The organism is Pseudarthrobacter sp. NPDC055928 (assembly GCF_042270935.1).
In the GTDB taxonomy this organism is placed as follows: domain Bacteria; phylum Actinomycetota; class Actinomycetes; order Actinomycetales; family Micrococcaceae; genus Arthrobacter.
The window spans coordinates 272,845-295,383 of record NZ_JBHJZH010000003.1 but is presented as its reverse complement, the minus strand read 5'-3'; the positions used below and the strand labels follow the sequence as shown (position 1 = coordinate 295,383).

19 protein-coding genes are annotated in these 22,539 nt (G+C 65.3%); 10 read left to right on the top strand and 9 right to left on the bottom strand.

Features of this window, described 5'->3' with window-relative positions; translation table 11 throughout:
* Positions 1–367: 367 nt before the first annotated feature.
* The 6 genes from betA (at position 368) to ACFC25_RS06590 (ending at position 7,486) form a co-directional block, all read left to right on the top strand.
* On the top strand, positions 368–2,080 hold the full coding sequence (gene betA / locus ACFC25_RS06615) for a choline dehydrogenase (RefSeq protein WP_337350604.1): 1,713 nt from the start codon (positions 368–370) through the stop codon (positions 2,078–2,080).
* A 31-nt stretch (positions 2,081–2,111) separates the two neighbouring features.
* Positions 2,112–3,665, top strand: coding sequence for an aldehyde dehydrogenase family protein (locus ACFC25_RS06610; protein WP_376044527.1), 1,554 nt, complete (start codon positions 2,112–2,114; stop codon positions 3,663–3,665).
* A gap of 120 nt (positions 3,666–3,785) precedes the next feature.
* A complete protein-coding gene (locus ACFC25_RS06605; protein WP_376044526.1) occupies positions 3,786–5,384 on the top strand; it encodes an APC family permease in 1,599 nt (532 codons plus the stop codon).
* A 133-nt stretch (positions 5,385–5,517) separates the two neighbouring features.
* Entirely contained in the window at positions 5,518–6,336 is an 819-nt protein-coding gene (locus ACFC25_RS06600) for an HAD family hydrolase (protein ID WP_337345357.1), read from the top strand.
* A 96-nt stretch (positions 6,337–6,432) separates the two neighbouring features.
* Positions 6,433–6,678: a hypothetical protein gene (locus ACFC25_RS06595; RefSeq protein ID WP_337345358.1), complete on the top strand. Its 246-nt coding sequence runs from the start codon at positions 6,433–6,435 to the stop codon at positions 6,676–6,678.
* A 64-nt stretch (positions 6,679–6,742) separates the two neighbouring features.
* Complete coding sequence (locus ACFC25_RS06590; RefSeq protein ID WP_376044556.1) at positions 6,743–7,486, top strand: glycerophosphodiester phosphodiesterase; 744 nt, start codon at positions 6,743–6,745, stop codon at positions 7,484–7,486.
* Between the two features lie 39 nt (positions 7,487–7,525).
* On the opposite strand, the gene ACFC25_RS06585 is transcribed toward ACFC25_RS06590, so the two are convergent.
* Positions 7,526–7,948 carry a hypothetical protein gene (locus ACFC25_RS06585; RefSeq protein WP_337345359.1) on the bottom strand — a complete coding sequence of 141 codons (423 nt, stop codon included), beginning with the start codon at positions 7,946–7,948 and terminating at the stop codon, positions 7,526–7,528.
* Between the two features lie 130 nt (positions 7,949–8,078).
* On the opposite strand from ACFC25_RS06585, the gene ACFC25_RS06580 reads away from it, so the two are divergent.
* On the top strand, positions 8,079–8,309 hold the full coding sequence (locus tag ACFC25_RS06580; protein ID WP_376044525.1) for a DUF6480 family protein: 231 nt from the start codon (positions 8,079–8,081) through the stop codon (positions 8,307–8,309).
* A gap of 43 nt (positions 8,310–8,352) precedes the next feature.
* Here the strand turns inward: ACFC25_RS06580 and ACFC25_RS06575 are convergent, their stop codons facing one another.
* From ACFC25_RS06575 to ACFC25_RS06565, 3 genes are all read right to left on the bottom strand, one after another.
* Complete coding sequence (locus tag ACFC25_RS06575) at positions 8,353–9,417, bottom strand: EAL domain-containing protein (RefSeq protein WP_376044524.1); 1,065 nt, start codon at positions 9,415–9,417, stop codon at positions 8,353–8,355.
* A 173-nt stretch (positions 9,418–9,590) separates the two neighbouring features.
* Positions 9,591–11,126 (bottom strand): EAL domain-containing protein, encoded by a 1,536-nt coding sequence (locus ACFC25_RS06570; RefSeq protein WP_337345362.1) that lies wholly within the window; start codon positions 11,124–11,126, stop codon positions 9,591–9,593.
* Positions 11,127–11,147: 21 nt separating this feature from the next.
* Positions 11,148–12,755, bottom strand: coding sequence for an ATP-binding protein (locus tag ACFC25_RS06565; protein ID WP_376044555.1), 1,608 nt, complete (start codon positions 12,753–12,755; stop codon positions 11,148–11,150).
* A 241-nt stretch (positions 12,756–12,996) separates the two neighbouring features.
* On the opposite strand from ACFC25_RS06565, the gene ACFC25_RS06560 reads away from it, so the two are divergent.
* Entirely contained in the window at positions 12,997–13,806 is an 810-nt protein-coding gene (locus ACFC25_RS06560) for a class I SAM-dependent methyltransferase (protein ID WP_376044554.1), read from the top strand.
* A 9-nt stretch (positions 13,807–13,815) separates the two neighbouring features.
* Here ACFC25_RS06560 and ACFC25_RS06555 read toward each other — a convergent pair whose 3' ends face one another.
* Genes ACFC25_RS06555 through ACFC25_RS06545 form a run of 3 tightly spaced genes read right to left on the bottom strand, consistent with a single transcriptional unit; the run spans position 13,816 to position 17,285 of the window.
* Entirely contained in the window at positions 13,816–14,799 is a 984-nt protein-coding gene (locus tag ACFC25_RS06555; RefSeq protein WP_376044523.1) for a ribokinase, read from the bottom strand.
* A complete protein-coding gene (locus tag ACFC25_RS06550) occupies positions 14,796–16,223 on the bottom strand; it encodes an MFS transporter (protein WP_376044522.1) in 1,428 nt (475 codons plus the stop codon). The genes ACFC25_RS06555 and ACFC25_RS06550 overlap by 4 nt, the downstream gene beginning before the upstream one ends.
* Entirely contained in the window at positions 16,224–17,285 is a 1,062-nt protein-coding gene (locus ACFC25_RS06545; protein WP_337350609.1) for a nucleoside hydrolase, read from the bottom strand.
* A gap of 234 nt (positions 17,286–17,519) precedes the next feature.
* On the opposite strand from ACFC25_RS06545, the gene ACFC25_RS06540 reads away from it, so the two are divergent.
* The gene (locus tag ACFC25_RS06540; protein WP_376044553.1) at positions 17,520–18,497 is read left to right on the top strand and encodes a LacI family DNA-binding transcriptional regulator; all 978 of its coding nucleotides are present in this window, start codon (positions 17,520–17,522) and stop codon (positions 18,495–18,497) included.
* A gap of 151 nt (positions 18,498–18,648) precedes the next feature.
* Complete coding sequence (locus ACFC25_RS06535) at positions 18,649–19,773, top strand: glycerate kinase (protein WP_376044521.1); 1,125 nt, start codon at positions 18,649–18,651, stop codon at positions 19,771–19,773.
* Between the two features lie 49 nt (positions 19,774–19,822).
* Here the strand turns inward: ACFC25_RS06535 and ACFC25_RS06530 are convergent, their stop codons facing one another.
* Both ACFC25_RS06530 and ACFC25_RS06525 read right to left on the bottom strand, forming a co-directional pair.
* The gene (locus ACFC25_RS06530; RefSeq protein WP_376044520.1) at positions 19,823–21,043 is read right to left on the bottom strand and encodes a fumarylacetoacetate hydrolase family protein; all 1,221 of its coding nucleotides are present in this window, start codon (positions 21,041–21,043) and stop codon (positions 19,823–19,825) included.
* The gene (locus tag ACFC25_RS06525; RefSeq protein WP_376044519.1) at positions 21,040–22,509 is read right to left on the bottom strand and encodes an aldehyde dehydrogenase (NADP(+)); all 1,470 of its coding nucleotides are present in this window, start codon (positions 22,507–22,509) and stop codon (positions 21,040–21,042) included. The genes ACFC25_RS06530 and ACFC25_RS06525 overlap by 4 nt, the downstream gene beginning before the upstream one ends.
* Between the last annotated feature and the right edge of the window lie 30 nt (positions 22,510–22,539).

The window sequence follows — 22,539 nt, the reverse complement described above, 5'->3', positions numbered from 1 at the left end:
GCAGGATGAGCGAGCCATGTTACGCCCACGTAAATTTTGAACACTTGTCCAGTCGGGCTATTGAACACTTGTTCAAGGTGCACTATTCTGCATGAGTATGACCTACACCACACCAAGCGGACATGAGGGGGCGTCAACGCCGACCTCCCTTCGCGGCCCAAGGAAAATCCGGCGAGGCTGCAGTTCCAAGGCCACGTCGGCAACCTCCGCATCCGGCTAGGTAAATACCCTGCCGGCGCCGTGCGCCAGCAATTCCAAAGATCCAACAAATAGTTTTCCCGGGCATCAAGAGGCTTTGCCCGCTTCCGGAAGAAGGACGACCGCCCTCAGCGGCTGGTCGGCACCAGGTAGAAGGAGAGTTTGCAGCATGACCAAAACCCACTACGACTATGTCATCGTCGGAGGCGGAAGCGCAGGTTCCGTGCTCGCCAACCGGCTCAGCGAGGGCGGCCACAACAGCGTCCTGGTTCTTGAGGCCGGACGGAGCGACTACCCCTGGGACCTTTTCATCCAGATGCCCGCCGCACTGACTTTCCCCAGTGGCAACCCGCTGTACGACTGGCGCTACCAGTCGGATCCTGAGCCGTACATGGGCGGCCGCCGTGTGGCCCATGCCCGCGGCAAGGTCCTGGGCGGCTCCAGCTCCATCAACGGCATGATCTTCCAGCGCGGCAATCCCCTCGACTATGAGCGCTGGGGTGCCGACGCCGGCATGGAAACCTGGGACTTCGCCCACTGCCTTCCCTACTTCAACAAGATGGAAAATGCCCTGGCCGCGGATCCGGACGACGAACTCCGCGGACACGACGGCCCGCTGGTCCTGGAACGCGGCCCGGCCACCAACCCGCTCTTCCAGGCGTTCTTCAAAGCCGCCCAGGAAGCCGGCTACCCCCTCACCGACGACGTCAACGGATACCGTCAGGAAGGCTTCGCGGCCTTTGACCGCAACGTCCACAAGGGCCAGCGCCTGTCAGCTTCAAGGGCGCACATCCGTCCCAACTCCAACCGGCAAAACCTCACAGTGCTGACCAGGGCGATGGTCACCAAGGTCAACTTCAAGGGCACCACTGCCACGGGCGTCACCTACCGCCGCAACGGCAAGCTGCACACGGTCAACGCCGGTGAAGTGATTCTGTCCGGCGGCGCCATCAACACTCCCCAGCTGCTCCAGCTCTCCGGTGTGGGCGATGCCGAGCACCTCAAATCGCTGGGCATCAAATCCGTGGTGAACCTGCCCGGCGTCGGCGAGAACCTGCAGGACCACCTGGAGGTCTACATCCAGCACGCCTGCACGCAGCCTGTGTCCATGCAGCCGGCCCTGGATGTTTGGCGCATGCCGTGGATCGGCCTGCAGTGGCTCTTCGGCCGTAAGGGCCCGGCAGCCACCAACCACTTCGAAGGCGGGGGATTCGTCCGCTCCAACGAGGACGTGGCCTACCCCAACCTCATGTTCCACTTCCTGCCTGTCGCCGTCCGTTATGACGGCCAGAAGGCAGACGCGAAGCACGGCTACCAGGTGCACATCGGCCCGATGTACTCGGACGCCCGCGGCAGCCTCAAGATCAAGTCCACGGACCCGACAGTCCACCCGTCGATGGTCTTCAACTACCTCTCCACCGAGCAGGACCGCCGCGAATGGGTGGAAGCCGTCAGGATCTCCCGCGACATCCTGGGCCAGCAGGCCATGGGCCCGTTCAACGGCGGCGAGCTGTCTCCCGGCCGCAGCGTGCAGACGGATGCTGAAATCCTGGACTGGGTGGCCAGGGACGCAGAAACCGCCCTGCACCCCTCCTGCACCGCCAAGATGGGCCCGGAATCCGACCCGATGGCAGTGGTCAACCCGCTGGACATGTCCGTCCACGGCACCAAGGGCCTGCGCGTCGTCGACGCCTCCGCCATGCCCTATGTGACGAACGGCAACATCTACGCCCCGGTGATGATGCTGGCCGAAAGGGCCTCCGACCTCATCCTCGGCAAGGCGCCCCTGGCCGCGCAGCACACGGAGTTCTACCGCCACGGGATCAGCCCGCTGGAGCGTAACGCCGCTGATACTGCAGCTGCCCCGGCGGCTGGGGCCTAGGCATGATTGATGGACTGGAGAAGGAGAAACCATGACCGCCACCGTTGAACAAATCCACCACGCCGGGAAAGGGCAGGACCCCATTAAGGGCCTGTACATTGACGGCTCATGGCACCAGGCATCCGACGGCGGGACAACAGTTGTGCGCTGTCCGGCGGACGGACATGAGGTAACGGTTGTAGCCTCGTCGACCGTCGAGGACGCTGAGCGGGCAATCGCGAGTGCACGGGCAGCGTTCGACGGCGGTGCGTGGCGCCGGCTGACGGACATCGAACGCGGCGAGGTGCTGCTTCGCATCGCCGGGCTGCTTGAGCGGGACAAGGCGGCTTACGCCCGGGCCGAGGCGCTGGACACGGGCAAGCGCCTCGTCGAGGCCGAATACGACATTGACGACATAGCCGCATGCTTCCGCTACTACGGAAAGATAGCGGGCCTCGATGCCGGCAGGGTTATCGATACGGGCCGGCCGAATGCCATCAGCCGCGTAGTCTACGAACCGCTTGGCGTCTGTTCCCTCATCGCACCATGGAACTACCCGCTCCTCCAGGCCGCCTGGAAAGTGGCACCGGCACTTGTCGCGGGAAACTCCTTTGTGCTCAAGCCCAGCGAGCTCACGCCGTCCACCTCCATCCTGCTCATGGAAACACTGGCAGAGGCCGGGGTTCCCGCCGGAGTCGCGAACCTGGTCACGGGATCCGGGTCGAGGGTGGGTCCCGCGCTGAGTTCGGACCCGCGCGTGGACCTCGTCTCCCTGACCGGAAGCCTGGCTACGGGCCAGACCATCATGGCGGCCGCCGCGGAGACCGTGAAGCGCGTCGCCTTCGAGCTCGGCGGGAAGAACCCGAACGTCGTCTTCGCGGACGCGGACTGGGACGCCGCCGTCGACAACGCCCTGACAGCTGTTTTCCTGCACTCCGGCCAGGTCTGCTCGGCCGGGGCGCGGCTTGTCGTCGAGGAGACCATTGCGGAGCGCTTCGTTGCCGAGGTGGTTGAGCGGGCGAAAAAGATCCGGATGGGCGGGCCGTTTGATCCCGACGCAGAAACGGGCCCGCTGATTTCCGCCAAGCACCGCGAACAGGTCCATGCCTACGTCAAGGCCGGCATCGCGGAGGGCGCCGAGCTGTTGTGCGGCGGCTACATCCCCGACGAGGGGACGCTTGCGGACGGATTCTTCTATCCGCCCACCGTGCTCGGCAACTGCCGCTCGGGTATGAGCGTGCTGCGGGAGGAGTCATTCGGCCCGGTGCTGACCGTCGAGACGTTCCGGACCGAAGCCGAGGCCGTTGCCATAGCCAACGACACGGAATACGGCCTGGCGGGAGCGGTCTGGACATCGGACGCATCGAAAGCGCAGCGCGTTGCGGGCGCCCTCCGGCACGGAACAGTATGGATCAATGACTACCACCCGTACGTCCCGCAGGCGGAGTGGGGCGGATTCGGCAAGTCCGGCATTGGCCGTGAACTTGGCAGCGCGGGCCTCAACGAATACCGCGAGGCAAAACATATCTGGCAGAACATCCAGCCCGCACCCAGCGGCTGGTTCGGTTCATCTTCGGACGGAACGGGGGCGGTTCCGGCCGAATAGGCAACGGCAATGGGGGAACGGCCGGGCGCTGCCGAGCGCAGTGCCCGGCCCTGATATAAACCCGCGTCCAATGGCGGCCGCGGGTCATCACCATCGTGCTTTTCTCACTTAGGAGCTCGGATGTTAGAACCCACAAAGCGTGCAGACGCAAGTGGCATGGACGAATTCGGCTATGCCCAGACCCTGGACCGCAGCATCGGCAAGTTCGCCAGCTTCGCGGCAGGAGTCAGCTACATCTCCATCCTCACCGGCGTATTCCAACTTTTTTACTTTGGCTTTTCCATGGCCGGCCCCGCCTACGCGTGGTCCTGGCCCCTCGTTTTCGCCGGCCAGCTGATGGTAGCCCTCTGCTTCGCTGAGCTGGCAGGCCGCTACCCGGTGGCCGGCTCGGTGTACAACTGGGCCAAGCGGCTCTCGTCAGGGACGTTCGCCTGGCTGGCGGGCTGGCTGCTGCTCATCTCCTCGATCGTTGCGCTCGGGGCCGTGGCCCTGGCACTGCAGCTCACCCTGCCCCAGATCTGGTCCGGTTTCCAGATCATCGGCGACGGCACGGGCACCTACGATTTCGCCCTCAACGGCGTGCTGCTCGCCAGCATCATGATCTCCATCTCCACCATCATTAACGCCTTCGGCGTGAAGCTGATGACCAAAATTAACAGCATAGGCGTCTTCGTGGAGCTCGCTGCTGCCGTGCTCCTCATCCTGGCCCTTGCCTGGCATGTGGTGCGGGGGCCGGAAGTCCTTTTCAGCACCGCAGGCTACGGCATGGACCACGACCTTGGCTTCTTCGGGGTGTTCCTCATCGGCGCCATGGCCTCCGGTTACGTCATGTACGGCTTTGACACCGCCAGTTCCCTCGGCGAGGAGACGAAGGACCCGAAAAAGACAGCCCCCAAGGCCATCCTGCGTGCAATCACGGCATCCTTCGTCCTGGGCGGACTAATTCTCCTTGGCGGACTACTGGCCGCCCCCGACCTCAACGACCCCAAGCTGGGCGCTGCCGACGGCGGCCTGCAGTACATCGTGCTCTCCGTGTTGGGCGGCCCCTTCGGTAAGGCGTTCCTGGTGTGCATCGTCGTGGCAGTGATCGTCTGTACCCTGGCCGTTCACGCCGCCGCCATCCGCATGATGTTCGCTATGGCCAGGGACAACAACCTGCCCTTTAGCGGCCAGCTCAGCAAGGTGCATCCAGAGCGGAAGACGCCCACGGTGGCGGCCATCGTCATCGGACTCATCGCCATCATTCCCCTGATCGTCAACGTCTCCCAGCCCGCGATCTTCACCATCCTTTCGAGCATCAGCATCGTCCTGATCTACCTCTCCTACCTGCTGGTCACCGTCCCGATGCTCCGCAAGCGGTTCCAGAAGAAGTGGCCGCTTGCGGACGACGACACCGAACCGGGCTTCAGCCTGGGCAAGTGGGGGCTGCCGGTGAACATTGTGGCGGTGCTTTGGGGCGGCGCCATGACCGTGAACCTGATCTGGCCCCGCCCGGAAATCTACAACTCAGTGCCCCCGTTTGAGTGGTACCTGCAGTGGGGCGGCGTCCTGTTTGTCGGTGCCGTCGCCGGCGGCGGCGCCCTGCTCTATCGGCTCAAGATCAGGCATCAGACCGGTGTGCTTGCCGCGCATGCGGCGCCCGCCGCAGAACGTTCGTCGGGGGGGCCGGCCCAAACGGAACCTCCGACGGCCACCGAACTGGTGTCCGTTCCTGACTGAGCAGGACGCCGGGAAGAGCCGGCAGCCATGGAAGGGTATCCCTTCGCCAAGCTCCACGGTGAAGGGATACCCTTCCGGCAACCGGCTTCAAAGATGAGGCGAGCGGTCCAAGCAACCCACGTAGACTGGCAGGATGCGGCTGGTAGCAAGTGACATTGACGGAACCATTCTTGGACACGACGGAAAGATCAGCGACCGCACCGTCCGTGCCTTCCACGCCTGCCGGAAAGCCGGCGTCGAACTTGTTTTTGTCACCGGCCGTCCGCCGCGCTGGCTGCACCCCCTCGAAGAACAGCTGGGCCACACCGGCACCGTGATCTGCTCCAACGGCGCCGTGGTGTGGGACCTGGAGGATAACCGGCTGGTCTCCGCCCGGGCCCTCAGCATCGAATCGGTCCTGGAGATCCGCCGGATCATCAAGGAATTGCGGCCCACCGCACTCTTCGCAGCGGAAACCCTGACCGGCTTCCACCTCGAGCCCGGGTTCATCGAGAACGGATCCAGCGAACTGCTCGCCGAGTTCACGCCGGCACCGCTTGCTGACACGCTCACCCCGGACGACCGCGTCATCAAATTCCTGGCCATCGTCCGGGAAGGCACTCCGGACAGCTTCCTCGCCGAGGTGAAACCCGCCGTCCAGCACTTGGCCGCCGCCACACACTCGTCACCAGGGGTCTCCATGCTCGAGCTGTCCCTGCCCGGCGTCAACAAGGCCGTCACCCTGGCCGAATACGCCAAATCCCTGGGCATCGACGCCGCCGACGTGGTGGCCTTCGGCGACATGCCCAACGACATCGAGATGCTCCGCTGGGCCGGCCACGGCTACGGGATGGCCAGCGGCCACCCGGAGGCCATCCTTGCCGCCGGCCAGCAGGCGCCCCATTTCGACGACGACGGCGTGGCCCAGATTCTTGAGGCCCGGCTCACCTCGCTGGGGGTAAAACTTCCCTAGCTTGACGCCCTTTTTCACAGCTGGCGCTCACCTGCCGTTTACCTTGCCGCCCTAGCGTAGGAAGTGGACAACCGATCCGCGGCTCAAGGGGACATCATGGCAAGGAACGTCAAGCACGATGCGGCCGAAGCGCCGCTGCGTCCGGCGGTACCGGCGGCCCATTGGAAAAAGCTCAAGCAGGGCGACCGCGTCCTGGTCCGCCTCGCACCCGGCTTCGAAAGCGGCGGCCTCGTGGATGCCATCACGTGGGACCACACCGCCATTTGGGTGGACCTCGATGGCGGCCGCGGCCGCATGCTGCTGCACTGCAGCGATGGCGTGGAGGTTGTCCCGCAGGAGTAGCCGGTACGCTCGCATTGTGACTGCATCCTCGCCGTTCCTGCACAACGCCGGACGTCCGGTGGCCATGGCCCACCGCGGCTACTCGCGCGAGGGCCTTGAGAACTCCATGGCCGCGTTCCGCGCCGCCGTCGACCTCGGCTTTACCTACCTGGAAACGGATGTGCACACAACGTCGGACGGCGTGCTGGTGCTGTTCCACGACGAGACACTGGACCGGGTGACGGACGCCGTCGGCCGGATCTGTGAGCTCACCGCTGCCGAGGTGGCTGGGGCCCGGATCGGTGGCCACGAACCGGTGCCGCTGTTCGACGAACTGGTGGCTGCCCTTCCCGGGGTCAGGCTGAACCTGGACGTCAAGGACTGGAATTCGGTGCGAAGCCTCGCCGCCGGCATCGAGCGGCACAGCCTCCATGACCGTGTGCTGGTGGCCAGCTTCTCGGACCGACGACGCCGGGCGGTGCTGAAGCTGCTCAGCCGCCCCGTTGCGTCGTCGGCCGGGATTGCCACGAACACGCTCTTTTTCCTGTTGCGGCCCCTGCCCGCTGCTTGGCTCCGGCTGCTGCTCCGAGCCCCACTGAAGGACGTCCAGGCGCTGCAGGTCCCGGTCAGCTATGGCGGGTTCAGGGTGGTCACTCGCGGTTACGTCCGGCGCGCACACGCCCTGGGCCTGATGGTGCATGTGTGGACCATCAATGACCCCGCCGAAATGCGAAGGTTGCTGGACCTTGGCGTGGACGGCCTCGTGACCGACCGGGCAGAACTCCTCAAGCAGGTGCTGCTGGAACGCGGGGAGTGGCCGGAAACCTGAGCCCGGGAACCCGAAACGTCCGAGTCGCTTGTCAGACAGTCAGCTGCGGCCCAAATCCCTGGAGGGGTCCTGGTCGCCCTCGCCCGGATCGGCGCGCAAGGAGTCAGGGTCGCCGTCCGGCAGGCCCGCCGGACCCGGAACATCGCGGGGGACACCCCCGGCGTCGTCAGCGGACTGGCCAGCGCCTTCCGCTGCGCCATCGCCTGAGGGGCCAGGAGCAGTGTCCGGCTCCGCCGGATGGGAAGAAACCGGTCCTGTCGCAGTGCCGGGTTTGAGTCCGGGCGCCTTTTCCTTCTCCGCCTCCATCGCGTTGGATCCTTCACTGATGGACGAATGGACCTCGACGTCGCTGTTGGGATCCGTGGGTTCCGGAACCCGGGTGTTCTCCGTGGGCGATGAGGTCCCCGCCAGGTCTTCCATGGCGTTTTCTGCTGCCTTGCCGATGCTGTCGCCGATGCCCATGTCAGTGCTCCTTCTGCTCGGGGGGACGGCCTGTCCTGCCATCCCGGAACCCTTCCAGAATTATCAGCATGCTTACAATTAGTCCAGAGCTGAGGAAGAGTCCGCAGCCATCCAGGAAGGAACCAGCACTATGAGCAGCTACCATCCGGAAAAGGATCCCGCCAACCCGGACAGGCCAGGCGCGGAAACGGCCGACGCCGGCACGGATCAGGCGCGCCCAGCAAAGGACTCTGCAGGAACGGCCAATCCCGATCCGCAGGAGGGAAACATCACCGGCCTCGAACCGGGCGGCGGCGTCCCGCCGGGGGAGACCCCTCCGGCCGAGGACCAGATGAGCGGGGACCAGGGGCACAGCGAGTAGGCGGCCGCTGTTGCCCAAGGCTTCAGGGCAATGCGGCTCGCACTCAGTGCTTGTCGGCTGCCCCTGGTGAGCCGTGGGCAACGTTCTCCGCCTCGGAGAGCTGCCTGATCAGGCCGTCCGGGTCCTTGGCGGTGTTCCAGGCCGCCCAGTCCTGGGGCCGGACCGACGGCCGGCCCAGCAGGTAGCCCTGGCCGGCGCTGACGCCAAGATCCGTCAGCACCTGCAGTTCCTCGCGGGTTTCCACGCCTTCGGCTACCAGCACTGTGCCGATCTGCTCGGCGAAGTCCACCATGCAGGCCGCCAGCGCCTGCTGGGTTGAATCGCTGTCCACGCCGCTGATGATGTCGCGTCCCAGTTTGATGAAATCGGGGCGCAGGTGAACCATCCGGCTCAGTGCGCCGGCTCCGGAGTGCGAATCGTCGATGGCAATGCGGAGGCCGCGCTCACGCAGCGGGGTAATTGCGGAAACGAAATGCGGGTATTCGTCATCCGGAATTCCCTCGGTCAATTCGAGCACAATCCGACTCACTGGCAGTTCGATGTGGTCGAACAATTCGGGCAGCCGCGGGTCAATGCAGGACGTCGGTGAGACATTTAGGGAAACGTAGAGGTGTGGGGGGAGATTTGCGGCGGCGGCCGCAGCGGAGCCCAACGCGGAGAATTCCAGGTTCGCCCCCAGCCCCACGGACGCGGCCTCGGCAAACCACAGCTCGGCGCCTGCGCCGTCGTCGCTGACGAACCGCGAGAGTGCCTCCACGCCAACAACGCCCTTGCTCGCCAGGCCGTAGATTGGCTGGAAAGCGGTCATCAACATCTGGTTCTCCAGCAAGGCGCTGATCCTTGAGAGACTGCGGATGGCATCCAGGCGTTCGAGCAGCTGCGGGGGCATGGCGTCGCGGGGGAACGGCACTCGGGCGGTGTCCGGGGTTCCGCTGCCCATGCTGTCCTGTTGCCGGCTTTCCAGCAGATGCTCCAGAAGGGCCCTTTCGGGTACTCCCGGATTCTCATCAAGACGGTCGCTAAGACGCTGACGCGTGGCTGCCTGGGCAGGATCCGAACCTGCCAGCACAGCAGCAATTACTCCCCAAGCCTGTACTCGAACCGACATTAACTACGCCCCCAGTTGACGAAGTAATGACCCGTTGGCCCCGTAATTGTTCAATTTCCAGATACCTTCGGAATCAGCCACTTCTGAATATGTCCGATCTCCCATGCAGTGTAATTCTGACACCGCATCATGATCGTATATCGGGCAGGGCAAAAGTACAGCCCTTTTCCGCACTATAGGCCCACATTCCCGGCCGGGAACGCCGCCGCCACCAGGGCGGGGATATCCTCGGCGGGCAAGGGCCTGCTGAAGAAGTAGCCCTGCGCACTGAGGCAGCCCAGGTTGCGCAAGTGCTCAGCCTGCTCAGCCGTTTCCACACCTTCCCATACAGCCTCGAGCCCGCAGGCCCGCACCAGTTGCAGGACTGCGGCCACCAGGGCGGGCTGGGTGGGGTCCGTTCCCAGTCCAACGATCAGGGAACGGTCCACCTTGACCCGATCCACCGGGAGCCGCCGAAGGTAGCTGATGGATGAGTAGCCCGTCCCGAAATCGTCGATTTCGATCCCAACGCCCAGCCCGCGCAGGCCGCCCAGCGAATAGCGGTCCAGATCATTGCCCTTCACGATGGCCATCTCGGTGAGCTCCAGGACAACCTGCTCGGGACGGACACCCGTCTCCTTAAGGACTCCCCGGACATCCTCGATGAACTGGAGGCTCTGCAGGTCGGTGGCCGAAATGTTGATCCGTACCGAGAACCTGCTGTCCACCGCATCTTCGTCGACCCACTGGCGTAGCTGCTCCACGGCGGTAGTGAGGACCCAGCGGCCAAGCTCCGAGATCAGGCCGGCCTCTTCCGCCAGGGGGATGAATTCATCGGGCATGATCCGTCCCCGGGTGGGGTGGTTCCAGCGGATCAGTGCCTCCACACCCTCCACGCGGCCTGTGGCCAGCTCCACCACAGGCTGGTAATGGAGCACCAGGCCTTCGCCCTTCAGCGCGGACCTCAAGTCATCCACCAGCTGGCTGCGGAGCCGGCGCACCAGCAGGAGCCCGGGCTCGAAGAAGTGGAGCCGGTTCAGGCCCTCGGCTTTTGAGGCGTACATGGCCACATCGGCCTGCATCAGCATTTCTTCGGGGCCCTGGCCGGCATCCCCGACGCTCAGGCCCAGGCTTGCGGCGCAGCGGATGCTCCGGTCGGGAAGCTCGATCGGTTCTTTCAGCGCTGCCAGGATCCGTTGTCCAACGACGGCGGCCTGGTCGGCTCCCGTCGCCGGCATCACGATGGCAAACTCGTCTCCGCCCAACCGGGCCACGACGTCGGTGCTGCGGACTGCATTCCGGATGCGTTCGGCCACGGTGATCAGCACCTTGTCCCCGGCGGTGTGGCCCTGGGTGTCGTTGATCGATTTGAAGGCGTCCAGGTCCAGCAGCAGGATGACGGGTGAGTCTGCCGTCCCGTCGGACTGCGCCGACTTCAGCGCAGTCAGGAGCGCTGAACGGTTGGCCAGCCCGGTGAGCGGGTCCTGCATGGCCATTTTCTGCATCTCCAAGTGGGCCTCGTGGAGCAGCTTGGTCCTGACCTCCACCCGCTGTTCGAGTTCCTCGTAGATAATCTGCAGGTCTTCGGCGAGGAGGTTCGTGCCCATGATGATGGCATCGAGCTCGTCCCTGGCGGGGGACACTTCAATCCTCGAGTTGAGGTCGCCGGAGGCCAGCCGGACGATGCCCTCCAGCAGCTGCGAGACCCTGGGGTCATTGTCAGCAAACACCTGGATTGCTCCTTCCGGCGGTCAGCTCGCCCGGGCCTCATGGGCAAGCGGCAGGGTCACGGTGACCGTGGTGCCTGCTCCCAGCTCCGAGGCAACATCAATGTGGCCCCCGTGCCGGCTCACGATGTCCTTCGTGATGGCCAGGCCCAGGCCGGTGCCCGGGACCGCCCCGGCCATTGCATTGGAAGCGCGGTAGAAGCGCGTGAACACATGGGAGATTTCCTCACTGGAAATGCCTATCCCGGTGTCCGTCACGCGGACGGTTGCCCATCGCGTGCCGTCAGAGTCGGCATGGGCAGCACTTCCCACGTGGATCTTTCCTCCGCTGGGAGTGAACTTGATGGCATTGGAGACCAAGTTGGTGAAGACCTGCTGCAGTTGAACCTCATCCCCCATGAGTTCAGGATCCTCCTGTGCGGGTTCCAGCGCTATGGTGACATCCTGCAGCGTGGCCAGCGGGCGGAGGGCACCGGCCACGATTTCCAGCGTACGGCCCAGCCGGACCGGCGTCAGGTGAAGCTGGCCATCCCCGCCACCGCTGCGGGAAACGCTCAGCATGTCCTCGATGAGCATCCGCAGCCGTTCCGTGTTCCGGACCACGATGTCCAGCATCTGGTGGACCTCCGGCGACACGGGATCCGCCGTGCTCTCCTGGATCATGTCCAAGTACGCCATGATCGACGTCAATGGTGTTCGCAGTTCATGGTTGACCGTAGCGAGGAAATCGGTCTTGGCCTTGTCCAGCTCCTGCAGTTGCTTGACCACCTGGAGCTGGCTGCTGATCAGGTGGCTTTGGATCAGTCCATGGGCTGCATTGCCTGCCACATGCTGGATGAGCCCCAGTTCGGCGCGTGACCACGCCCGCGGGCTGTCCAGCAGGGCGATCCACAAAATGCCCAGGGAAGAGTTTCCTTCTCCCATGGGCACCACCACAGATGCCTTCGCGTGCAGGTCCTCCAGCGACTTGGGGAGCCTGATGGAACCGTCTGAGCCGTCAGAGGTCAGCACTTCAGCCCTGGCCCACAGCTGGTCGGCCGTGGAGCGGGCTGTGGCTTCATCCTCCAGCGGGCCCGCCCGCAGCGGATCCAGGCCGGGCCGGCTCCACTGAGCGGTGATTGGGGGAACACGCTCATCTTCGAACGTGGTCAGCCACACGTGGTCGGCGCCAAACGTTTCGCCAAACCCGGTTACGACGTAGTCGGCGATTTCCTGCGGATCATTGGTTCCCCGCACAGCAGCCGAAACCAGCCTGAGCTGCTCGCGCAAGGCCTCGGCCTCCTGCCGTGCCCGGGTGCGCCGCTCCACGAGGTTGATCAGGGCAGTTGCGCGGTGCACAAGCTCTTTGGCAGCCGGAGGCTTGGCGATGCAGTCACGGACCCCCGAACCTTCGATGGCGGCGATCTCGTTGGCATCGTCCAGGTCCACCAGCACCAGCACCGGCACGCGGGACTCCCGCGGAGAGAGGGAACTGTCAACCACAAGGACCGATGGCCGGCCGCCCTCGAGCAGCGTGAACAGGGTCCCGGCGTCCTCTGCCATGTGGACCAAATAGCCGGCGTCGCGGAGGGCTGCGGCGCTGGACGCCAGCCGCCCGCCGTCGGGGTCGGCCACCACAGCTGTGCGTTGCATAGCTGTGACAAAGGGTGTGTCCGCTGCCACTATGCTCCCTTCGCTCCTAATTGAGTACATTCTAGGGGGATGCGGCACAGCTGCTTCCGAATCGTCGCGTGTACCGACGCACCGGGGTTGAAGCTGCCCGGGCTTGCACGTTGGCCTGGCTGAGGACAGATACCCGGCAGTAACCGACGTTAACTGAAGAATTGTTGCCTGCCCGACATATATTTGGACCGTGTCTTCCCCAGCGAAAACCATGCGCTCCGCCCTGCGGAAGTACCTCATGGTCCCCAAACTCATCAGGCTGTCCCGCTCCGCGCCGAAGGACAGGACTGTTGCCTGGGACCGGTACTGGGCCGGAATAGCCCAAACCGGTGCGCAGAGCGAAGTGCTGTGGGACTCCGGAAGCGATCACGAGTTGCTTGGCTACGTTGCCGTGCTCCAGCGGCACTTGGATCCGGCTTTGCCGGTGGTGGACGTGGGATGCGGCCACGGCAGCTTCACCCGTGCCCTGGCACCGTCTTTCCCGAGGGCAATCGGCGTGGACGTGTCCTCGCACGCCGTGGAGCGGGCCCGGGAAGAGTCCGCGGGAATCGACAATGTCACCTTCCTGGTGCGCGACATGACCCAACCGGATGCCGGTGCCGGTCTAGCCGGCGGGACCGACGCCAACGTCTTCATCCGTGGCGTCCTGCACGTGCTGGAACCGGCCGAGCGGAGGGCCCTGGTGGAGAATCTCCGGCAAGTGGTGGGTACGCGCGGCGCGGTCTTCCTGGCCGAAACCAACTTCCAGGGCAACGCTGTTGAGTATGTGACACATCTTGGCGCCACGAGGGAAGCTATCCCCGCGCCACTGGAACGGGCCATCCGCGAACTGCCAATGCCCGGCCACTTTGGCCCGGCAGAGCGCAGCAGGGCCTTGCCGCCGGAGACCTGGGAATTGCTGGAGGACGGACCCACAACCATCGAAATAAACCCGATGACCGGGGACGCGGCCGCCAGCCTCGTCCCCGGCTACTTCGCGGTGTTGAAGCCCCGAAACCAGTCCCTGCAACCCCCGGGGTAAGCCGCGGCCCTAGTTCCGGGGATCCAGCAGTCGCTCCACGTCTCCGATGTCCGCGTAGGCAGCCTGCGTGCCCTTGCGCGTGGTGGCCAGGGCAGCCGCCACCGAGGCGAACCGGGCAGCAGCCGCCAGCGGCTGGCCTGCGGCCAGGCGTGCGGCCACGGCCCCCGTGAACGCATCCCCGGCGCCGGTGGTGTCCACAGCTTTGACCGCTGTGGGCGCAATCTTCGTGACTTTCGGACCGGCCGCCTCTGAGTCCAGGACCACGGAACCTTCCGCGCCGAGGGTGAGAAGGACCTTGAGCAGCCCGCGCTCGGCGAACCGGACCCTGATCCGGTCCCAGTCGGCGTCGTCCGCTGCGGCGTCCGGCATCCCTCCTGAGCCAAGGAAAAGTGACGCCTCGTGGGCGTTGACCAACAGGACGTCCGTCAGGCCCGTCAGTTCGCGGTTGATCGCCGCGAACGGCGAGAGGTTCAGCAGCACGGTGGCGCCGGCGTCGTGCCCGGCCCGCGCTGCGGCCTCCACTGTTTCTGGGCTGACTTCCAGGCAGAGGCAGACCACCGCGGCGCCGTCGAACTCCTCCGCTGACGCCGCGACGTCCGTGGGGGACAGCGTGCCGTTGGCGCCGGCGGAGATGATGATGTTGTTCTCGCCGTTTTCGTCGACGGCGATGACAGCCACACCCGTAGCCTCGGACGCGGACGAGCGAACCCGCGAAATGTCCACGCCGGCGCTGGCCGCGGACGTCAGAAGCATCTCGCCGTTGGCGTCATTCCCCACGGCGCCGACGAGGCTCACGGAGCCGCCCAGCAGGCTCGCCGCAACGGCCTGGTTGGCGCTCTTGCCGCCGGGATTGACGGCAAAGCCGGTGCCGTGCACCGTTTCGCCCGGCAGCGGGAGCCGCTCGCAGTAGATGGTCAGGTCCGCGTTCAGGGACCCGACGACGACGATCCGGCCGATCTTTTCGACGGCGGTGCCTGCGGTTCCGGTGCTCATTCGGCCACCTCAGCCTCAACCGGCTTCGGGATCAGGAGCGAGGCCGCAAACGCCGCAACCGTGATGACCAGCCCGGTGACCACGACGGTCAGGTAGGAAGCCTTTGCGTCCCCGAGCGCCGACGTCGCCACCAGCACGGCAGGGAGCACCAGGAAGCTGAGGCCGGCACCGAGGTTGAAGGCCCCTGCGTTCATGCCGGGCAGGAAGCCGGGGTTGCCGGCAGGGGAGAGCACCACACCGAGGCCGTTGAGCATGATGTTGACCGTACCGGCGTACATGATGCCCAGCAAGACCGTTCCGGCGATCATCAGCGGCAGGCTGCTGAGCCCGAAGAACGCGATGATGGCCAGGGCCGCGACGCTGCCCAGCATGCCGATGCGCAGCACCTTGGTGTAACCAAACACGGGTGCCAGCTTGCCGCTGAGGGGTCCCACCACCCAGCCGAGAAGGGCGTACGGCGTAAGGATGATGAGCGACATTTCGGTGGGGCCCACGCCGAACCCGGGAGCCGCGGCCTGCACGTAGGCGGGAATGATGCCATTAATGACGGCGAAGATGCCGGTCATGGTCAGGGTAGTGGTCAGCAGCGGCGCCCACGTGGAGCGCTGGCGCAGGTGAACGGTTTCCACCATGGGCTCCTTCGCCCGCTTTTCCACCGTCCAGAACGCATAAAACGCGACGGCGGCAACGGCCACCAGGCCGATGGCCAGGATGAGGGTGCCCGCCGAGAACGCGCCCACCAGCTTGGAGCCTTCGTTCAGGGCCGTGAGCAGTGCGCCGACGGCCACCACGATGAAGAACACACCCAGCCAGTCCATGCTGGTTCCGGCAGCCGGTTTGCTTTCGCCGGCAAGGAAGGCGATCAGGGCAGTGGCTACGACTGCAAGGACCACCATCAGCCAGAAGATGCTGCGGAAGCCGTAGTGCTCGGCGAAGTAACCGCCCACGAAGGAGTCAACGCCCGCCACTCCGCCGTTGACTGCAGTGATGAGGCCCATAAGCGTGCCGTACTTGCGCGGGTTGGCGACGGCGGAGCGCAGCATGATGAGGCATAGCGGCACGGTGGGGCCGCTGACGCCTTGGATGATGCGGCCCACAAACAGCCACGTGACGTCCGGGGCCAGTGCCGCGATGACGGAACCGACCGCCATCAGCAGCATCATGCCGATCAGGATCTTCTTGCGGCCGATGATGTCGCTCAGGCGCGGCAGGAAGAGTGAGAACAGTGCGGCCGCAGTAAAGAACCAGGTCTGGGACAGTCCGATGACGGCCTGGTCGGTGTTCAGTTCGTTGCCCATGGTGACCAAGGCGGGGCTGAGCATGGAGGCGTTGAGCTGGAATGCCACGCAGGCTGCCAGCAGGGCGACCATGAGGGCGGTGACGTTGCCGCTGGAAGTCTTGGTTTCGGTGAGTGTGGCGGTCATTTACTTGATCCCTCCGATGGTGACCTGGGCACGTTCCTGGCGTTCGACGTCGGCCGCGTTGGCGTTGGTGCCCTTCTCGCCGGTGAGCGGTTCGCCGATCCGGATGAGCGCGTCGGTGACGAGGTCCCAGAACCGTCCGTGGTCCAGGTCGACGGCGACCGAGGTGTTGCAGTCCGCGGGAGCCGGTGCTCGGAAGTCAGCCACCGTCATTCCAAGGGTCAGCCTGCCCTGGAGCTCGATGTCAACGGGCACCCTGCGCGTGGTGACAATGCTGGGGTCGATCACGTAGGCCACGGCGCAGGGGTCGTGCACTGGCGGGTAGTCGAAGCCCTGGGCATCTTTGTAGGTCCGGGTGAAGAACTCCATCAGTTCCATCACGAACTTCGCCGGTTTGGTGCCCACTGCGTCGATCTTCGCCACGACTTCCGGGGTGGCGAGTGCCTGGTGGGTGAGGTCAAGGCCCACCATCACCACGGGCCACTTTTCGTTGAACACGATGTGCGCTGCCTCGGGGTCGATGATGATGTTGAACTCAGCCACGGCGCTCCAGTTGCCTACGTGGTAGCCGCCGCCCATGAGGACCACTTCCTTGACACGCTCCACGATGCGCGGTTCCTTGCGGGCAGCCATGGCGATGTTGGTCAGTCCGGCGGTGGGGACCAGGGTCACGGTGCCCGGTTCGTGGGCCATGACGGTATCGATGATGAGGTCGACGGCGTGGCGGGGGTCCAGCTCGATGGCGGACTCGGGCTGGGCGGGGCCATCCATGCCGCTTTCGCCGTGGATGTCCGGCGCTGTTTCGATGGTGCGCACCAGCGGCCGGTCGCAGCCGGCGGCGAACGGAACACCCGTGATGCCGGCGATAGTCCCTACGGACAGGGCGTTGCGGGTGACTTTTTCGAGGGTTTGGTTGCCCACCACGGTGGTAACAGCCAGGAGCTCGATATCCGGGTTGCCGTGCGCGAGCAGCATCGCCACGGCGTCGTCATGGCCCGGGTCGCAATCCAGGATGATCTTTTTGCGGCCGGGGGTGGCGGGGTTGGGGTCCACGTTTGTCTCCACGTCATTGGGGCCTGCCAGGGCGGGGCACCGGCAGGGCGCTAAAGCAATCAAGGGAGATCATGGCATCCGGGACGCCGGTGCGTCAAGCGCTTAACGTAGATTGAGTCAAGCGCTTGATGCCTTGGGGTGTCTGGTGACGCCGAGTGGGCCACCAGCGCCGACTACCATCGAGGTATGGAAACCGCGGAGCACACCCAGCAGCAGCCGGGCCGGGGAGCGCGGGTCACGGCAGCCATGGTTGCCGCCCGGGCCGGCGTCTCGACGGCGACTGTTTCCCTGGTGGCCAATGGCAAAACCCGGGGCCGCGTATCCGAGGACAACATCACGCGCGTGCGGGACGCGATCGCTGAGCTTGGCTATGTGGTGGACAGTGTGGGCAGCTCGCTCGCCAAGGGCGTGAGCTCCATTGTCATCCTGGTGGCGCCGGATATCTCCAACCCGTTCTTCGCCAAGGTCATCGCCGGAGTCAGGGACTCCCTGGGCGCGGACTACCAGCTCCTTTTGTCCGTGACGGATGCAGGCGAGTTTCCCCAGGCCCACGACGTCCGCAAGCTGATGGCACTGCGCCCGGCCGGCCTTCTCGTGGACGCCCCGAACTCCGACTTCCTTGAGGACCTCTCGGCTGCCGGGCCGCTGGTGCTGCTCGACGCCCCCGGGCTGGAGTCGTACGCGCCCTCAGTGAACCTTGACGTGGCCTCCGGGGCACGCCAGTTGGCAGCCCATTTGGCCGAAGCCGGGCACCGGACGGTGGCCTACGTGGACAGCGTGACCGGCACCGCCACCTTCGATGTCCGGCGCACCGCCTTCCTGGAAGAAGCCGCACTGCGGGGGATCTCGGTGCCTTCCGGCTGCATAATCAGCACCACGATCGACGTCGGTGCGGCGGCGGCCGCCTTCACGCAGGCGTGGCCGCTTTGGCAGCGGGCCGGGGTGACCGCCGTCGTCTGCGGTACCGATACCCACGCCTACGGTGTGCTGCAGGAGGCCCGGGTGGCAGGCGTCCGCATTCCCCACCAGCTTGCCGTTGCCGGCTTTGACGACCTCCCGTATTCGGCTACCAGCAATCCCGGCCTTACCAGCGTGCACCTGCCTGCGACGGCGCTGGGTCAGAAGGCAGGGGAGCAGCTGCGGGCCCTCATGGAGGGCAGGCCGCTGGAACAGGCTCAGCTGACCTTGGCGAGCTCCCTCGTGGTGCGCGGCTCCACAGCCTGACTGTTCCCCCACCCAACTAGGTAGCAGCAGATGTCGTTTTGAGCCCTGAAAACGACATCTGCTGCTACCTAGTTGGGCAGCCGGCCGAGTACGCGTCCGTATTACGGATCTGGCAAGCGCGTTCCGGAGCGTGGCTGGCATGATGGACCGCATGCGCATTCTCATTGCTCCGGACAAGTTCAAGGGCTCGCTGACGGCCGCCGAGGCGGCCGCCGCCATCGCCGAAGGGGCGCTGCGCGTCTACCCGGACGCAGTGGCCACCCAGTTCCCCGTGGCCGACGGCGGCGAGGGAACCTTGGAGGCGGCCGTCTCGGCGGGCTACGAAGAGCGGCTCAACGCAGTGGTTGGCCCCATCCTGGCTCCCGTCGGGGCAGCGTGGGCCATCCGCAAAACCGCCTTCGGCGGCGCCACCGCCGTGATCGAGACGGCGCAAGCGTCCGGGCTGGCCGAAATGGAGCCCACCCCCGAGAACTCGCTGCGGGCCCACAGCTACGGCTGCGGGCAGTTGGTGGCCGCGGCGCTGGATGCCGGGGCCACGGAAATCGTGCTGGGACTTGGCGGTTCGGCCATGACCGACGGCGGCAGCGGCGCCCTGCGCGCGCTCGGCCTCAAGCCGCTGGACTCCGCCGGAAACGTAGTGCCGCTCGGTGGCGGGTCACTCGCCGACGTGGTCGCTCTGGATACCTCAGAGCTGGATCCCCGTTTGTCCGCAGTGCAGTTTCGGATCGCCGTGGACGTCCGGAACCCGCTGTACGGGCCCGAGGGTGCCGCCCACGTTTTCGGCCCGCAGAAGGGCGCCGACGCAGACGCCGTTGAACTGCTCGACGCCGGCCTGCGGAACTGGGCATCAGTGCTGCGGGAATCGACCGGCCGGGACGTCAACATTCCGGGCGCGGGCGCGGCAGGCGGGTTCCCGGCGTCGTTCCTTGCCTTCACCGACGCCAAGCTGGAAGGCGGCTTCGCGCTGGTGGCCGGGCTCACCGGTCTCGCCGAGCAGCTGGGGGTCTCCGACCTGGTGATTACCGGTGAGGGTTCCATGGATTCCCAGTCCTTGACCGGGAAGGCGCCCATCGCGCTTGCCGACGCCGCCCGTGAACTTGGCATCCCGGTCATTGTGGTGGCCGGACGCATCCTGGTGACGCAGGAGGACCTCGCCAAGCACGGCGTGGTGGCCGCTGCCCAGCTCCTCGATGTCGCGGCGAGCCCGGAAGACGCCGTCGCCAATGCCGCCAAGTACCTCACCTGGGCCACCACACAGGTGCTCGAAGGGGCCTAACAGTCCAACGCCAGGACTGGATGGCTGCCCTCGTGCCGGGTCGAGTCGTTCACCGGGCCGCGTTATCCACCTGCTCTGGAGCTGCGCCGGCAACGCCTGCGGGGGTGCCCGTCGCCAGCTGAGAGAGATAGCTGAACAACGCCCCAATCCCGAAGGTCCACGGCTCTATGTCCTCGGTCCGCTGCGTTTGGTTGACGAGCGTCCCGAGCCGCGGGCTGCTGATGGTGACGATGTCGCCGTTCTTGTGTGTGAAGCCGAGGCCTTCGGTGTCGCGGTCCTGGGTGGGGGCGAAGAGTGTTCCTGTGAAGAGGGCGAAGCCATCGGGGTATTGGTGATGGTTTCCGCGGGCTGCCCTGATGAGTTCTTCGAAGGGGCGGCTGATGCGGGCCAGGCTGTTGCGCCCCGCCATTTGGTAGCCGTCCAGGCCTTCTACAGTGAGGGTGATTTCTTCGGTCCGTAGGGACTCGAGTGTGAAGTCCTGGTGGAAGAGCCGGATCAGTGGACCGATGGCGCAGGATGCGTTGTTGTCCTTCGCCATTCCGAGAAGGAGTGCGCTGCGGCCTTCCACATCCCGCAGGTTGACGTCGTTACCAAGCGTTGCGCCCCGGACTTGGCCGGCGGAGTCGATGATGAGGACGAGCTCAGGTTCAGGGTTGCTCCAGGAGGAGAAGCTGGGGATCCCTACGTCGGCACCAAAACCCACGGAGGAAAGGACGGGTGCTTTGGTGAATACCTCCGGATCGGGGCCTAGCCCGACTTCCAAATACTGTGACCACATGCCTTGGGCACCCAACAACCGCTTGGCCTCCCGGGCCTGCTCTGATCCTGGACGTATGGACTCCAGGCTGCTGCCGAGGGCTTGGGCGACAGCCTGGCGGACTTCCGCGGCGCGGTTGAAATCGCCGCCGCAGCGCTCCTCGATGACACGCTCGATCATGCTCTCAACGAACGTCACGCCGCAGGCTTTGATCACCTGAAGATCAATGGGGGCAAGCAGGTGGGGCCGGCTGCGGTCCCGGTCCAGCGAAGCCTCTGTTAATTCCGCGAGGCTCCAACGGCGGGTGGCGGCCGTATTGAGAACAAGCTCCAGTGGGTTCTCGTGGTCCATAAGCTCAGCGACCGTGCGGACTTCGGGGGTCAGATCGAAAACATCTTCGCTCCGGACACAGACCACTCTTGGACCGCCGGAGGCGGGGTCCCAGACGCGGCCGATGAGGACCGCTTCTTGGGAGTCAGTCGGAACGATTTGCCGTGAGGTCATGTTGATCATTTGGCGTTCTCACCTGCAGTGGCTGATTCGTAGAGTCCGTTGACCCGCCGCCGGATGCCCCAAGGGTTGTCGTCCCGCAGCGGCTCGGGCAATTGCGCGGGCGGGAAGGAGTCGTATGCAACGGGACGCATAAAGCGGCCGATCGCTGCGGTTCCGACGGATGTGGTGGTCGCTGTGGTGGCGGGGTAGGGGCCTCCGTGGTGCTGCGCATAGGTTACCGTCACCCCCGTTGGCCAGGCGTTCCAGACCAGGCGACCAGCCCGCTCCCTCAGTTCCGTAACCAACTCAGTGACATCTTCGTCGGGATCCGCGTGGACCGTGGCCGTCAGCTGCCCCTCCAGGAGGCGGGCAAGCGAGGCCAGGTCTGTCCCTGGCCTGTACGCGATCACCAATGTGGCGGGGCCGAATATCTCGCGTTCCAGGATTTCCGGGCGCCGGCGGATTTCATCAGCGGTCGTGAGCAGGATCGTGGGCCGGGGTGCCTCCGATTCGTCCCCGGGCACCAGGACTTCAACGCCGGGAGTAGCCCGGACCGTGTTCAGTGCTTTGTCGTACCCCTCCCGCAACTTCGGGCTGAGGAGGGGGTGTGCGGATTTCGAGGCCAGTTCGCGGCGAAGAATCCCGGCGATTTCGTCGCCGTCGGTGAACGGTGCGAACAGCAGTCCTGGTTTCGTGCAGAACTGGCCCATGCCCATGGTGAAGGACGTGGCGTAGCCGGCAAGGATCTCCTCGCGCCTGGCGCTCCATGCCCGTTCGGTGACAAAGACCGGGTTGATGCTGCCCAGTTCGCCGTAGAACGGGATGGGAGCAGGGCGCCGGGAGGCCCGGTCGAAGAGGGCCCTCCCGCCGGCCGTCGATCCGGTGAATCCGATGGCCTTCACCAGTGGATGGTCAACGAGCAGTTCCGCTGCCTCGCGGCCTACGACCGTGGAAAAAAGGCCAACGGGCGCGCCGGCCCGTTCGAGCGCTTCCTGAACTACGGCACCGGTCCGCACGGCTAAGTGCAGATGTCCTTCATGGATCTTGTGTACGACGGCGCAGCCCGCTGCCAGGGCAGATGCGCTGTCGCCGCCCATGACGCTGAAGGCAAACGGGAAGTTTGAGGCCCCAAAAACACCAACCACACCCAGCGGCACGGAAAGTCGCCGGATGTCCGGTCGCGGGCCCATACCCCACGATGGGTCGGCGTGATCAATGGTTGCTTCAAGGTGTACACCTTGGGTGATTTCGGCCATGAACAGCCGAAGTTGAAACACGGACCTCCTGAGCTCCGAGCGGAGCCGTCCTTCTTCCAGGTGCGTTTCCTGGCGTCCCAAGGTGACCAACTCGTCAGCGTGGGCTTCCAATGCGGAGGCGACCTCTTCCAGCCAGCGGGCGCGTACTTGTGGCGCGAGGTCTCTGGCCTGCTCATAGGCGCTGTGGGCGGTAACGATACGGTTCTGTGTCTCATCGCGTGATGTGGTCATCGCTTGTTCCTTCCGGGGTTCTCCCGTTGC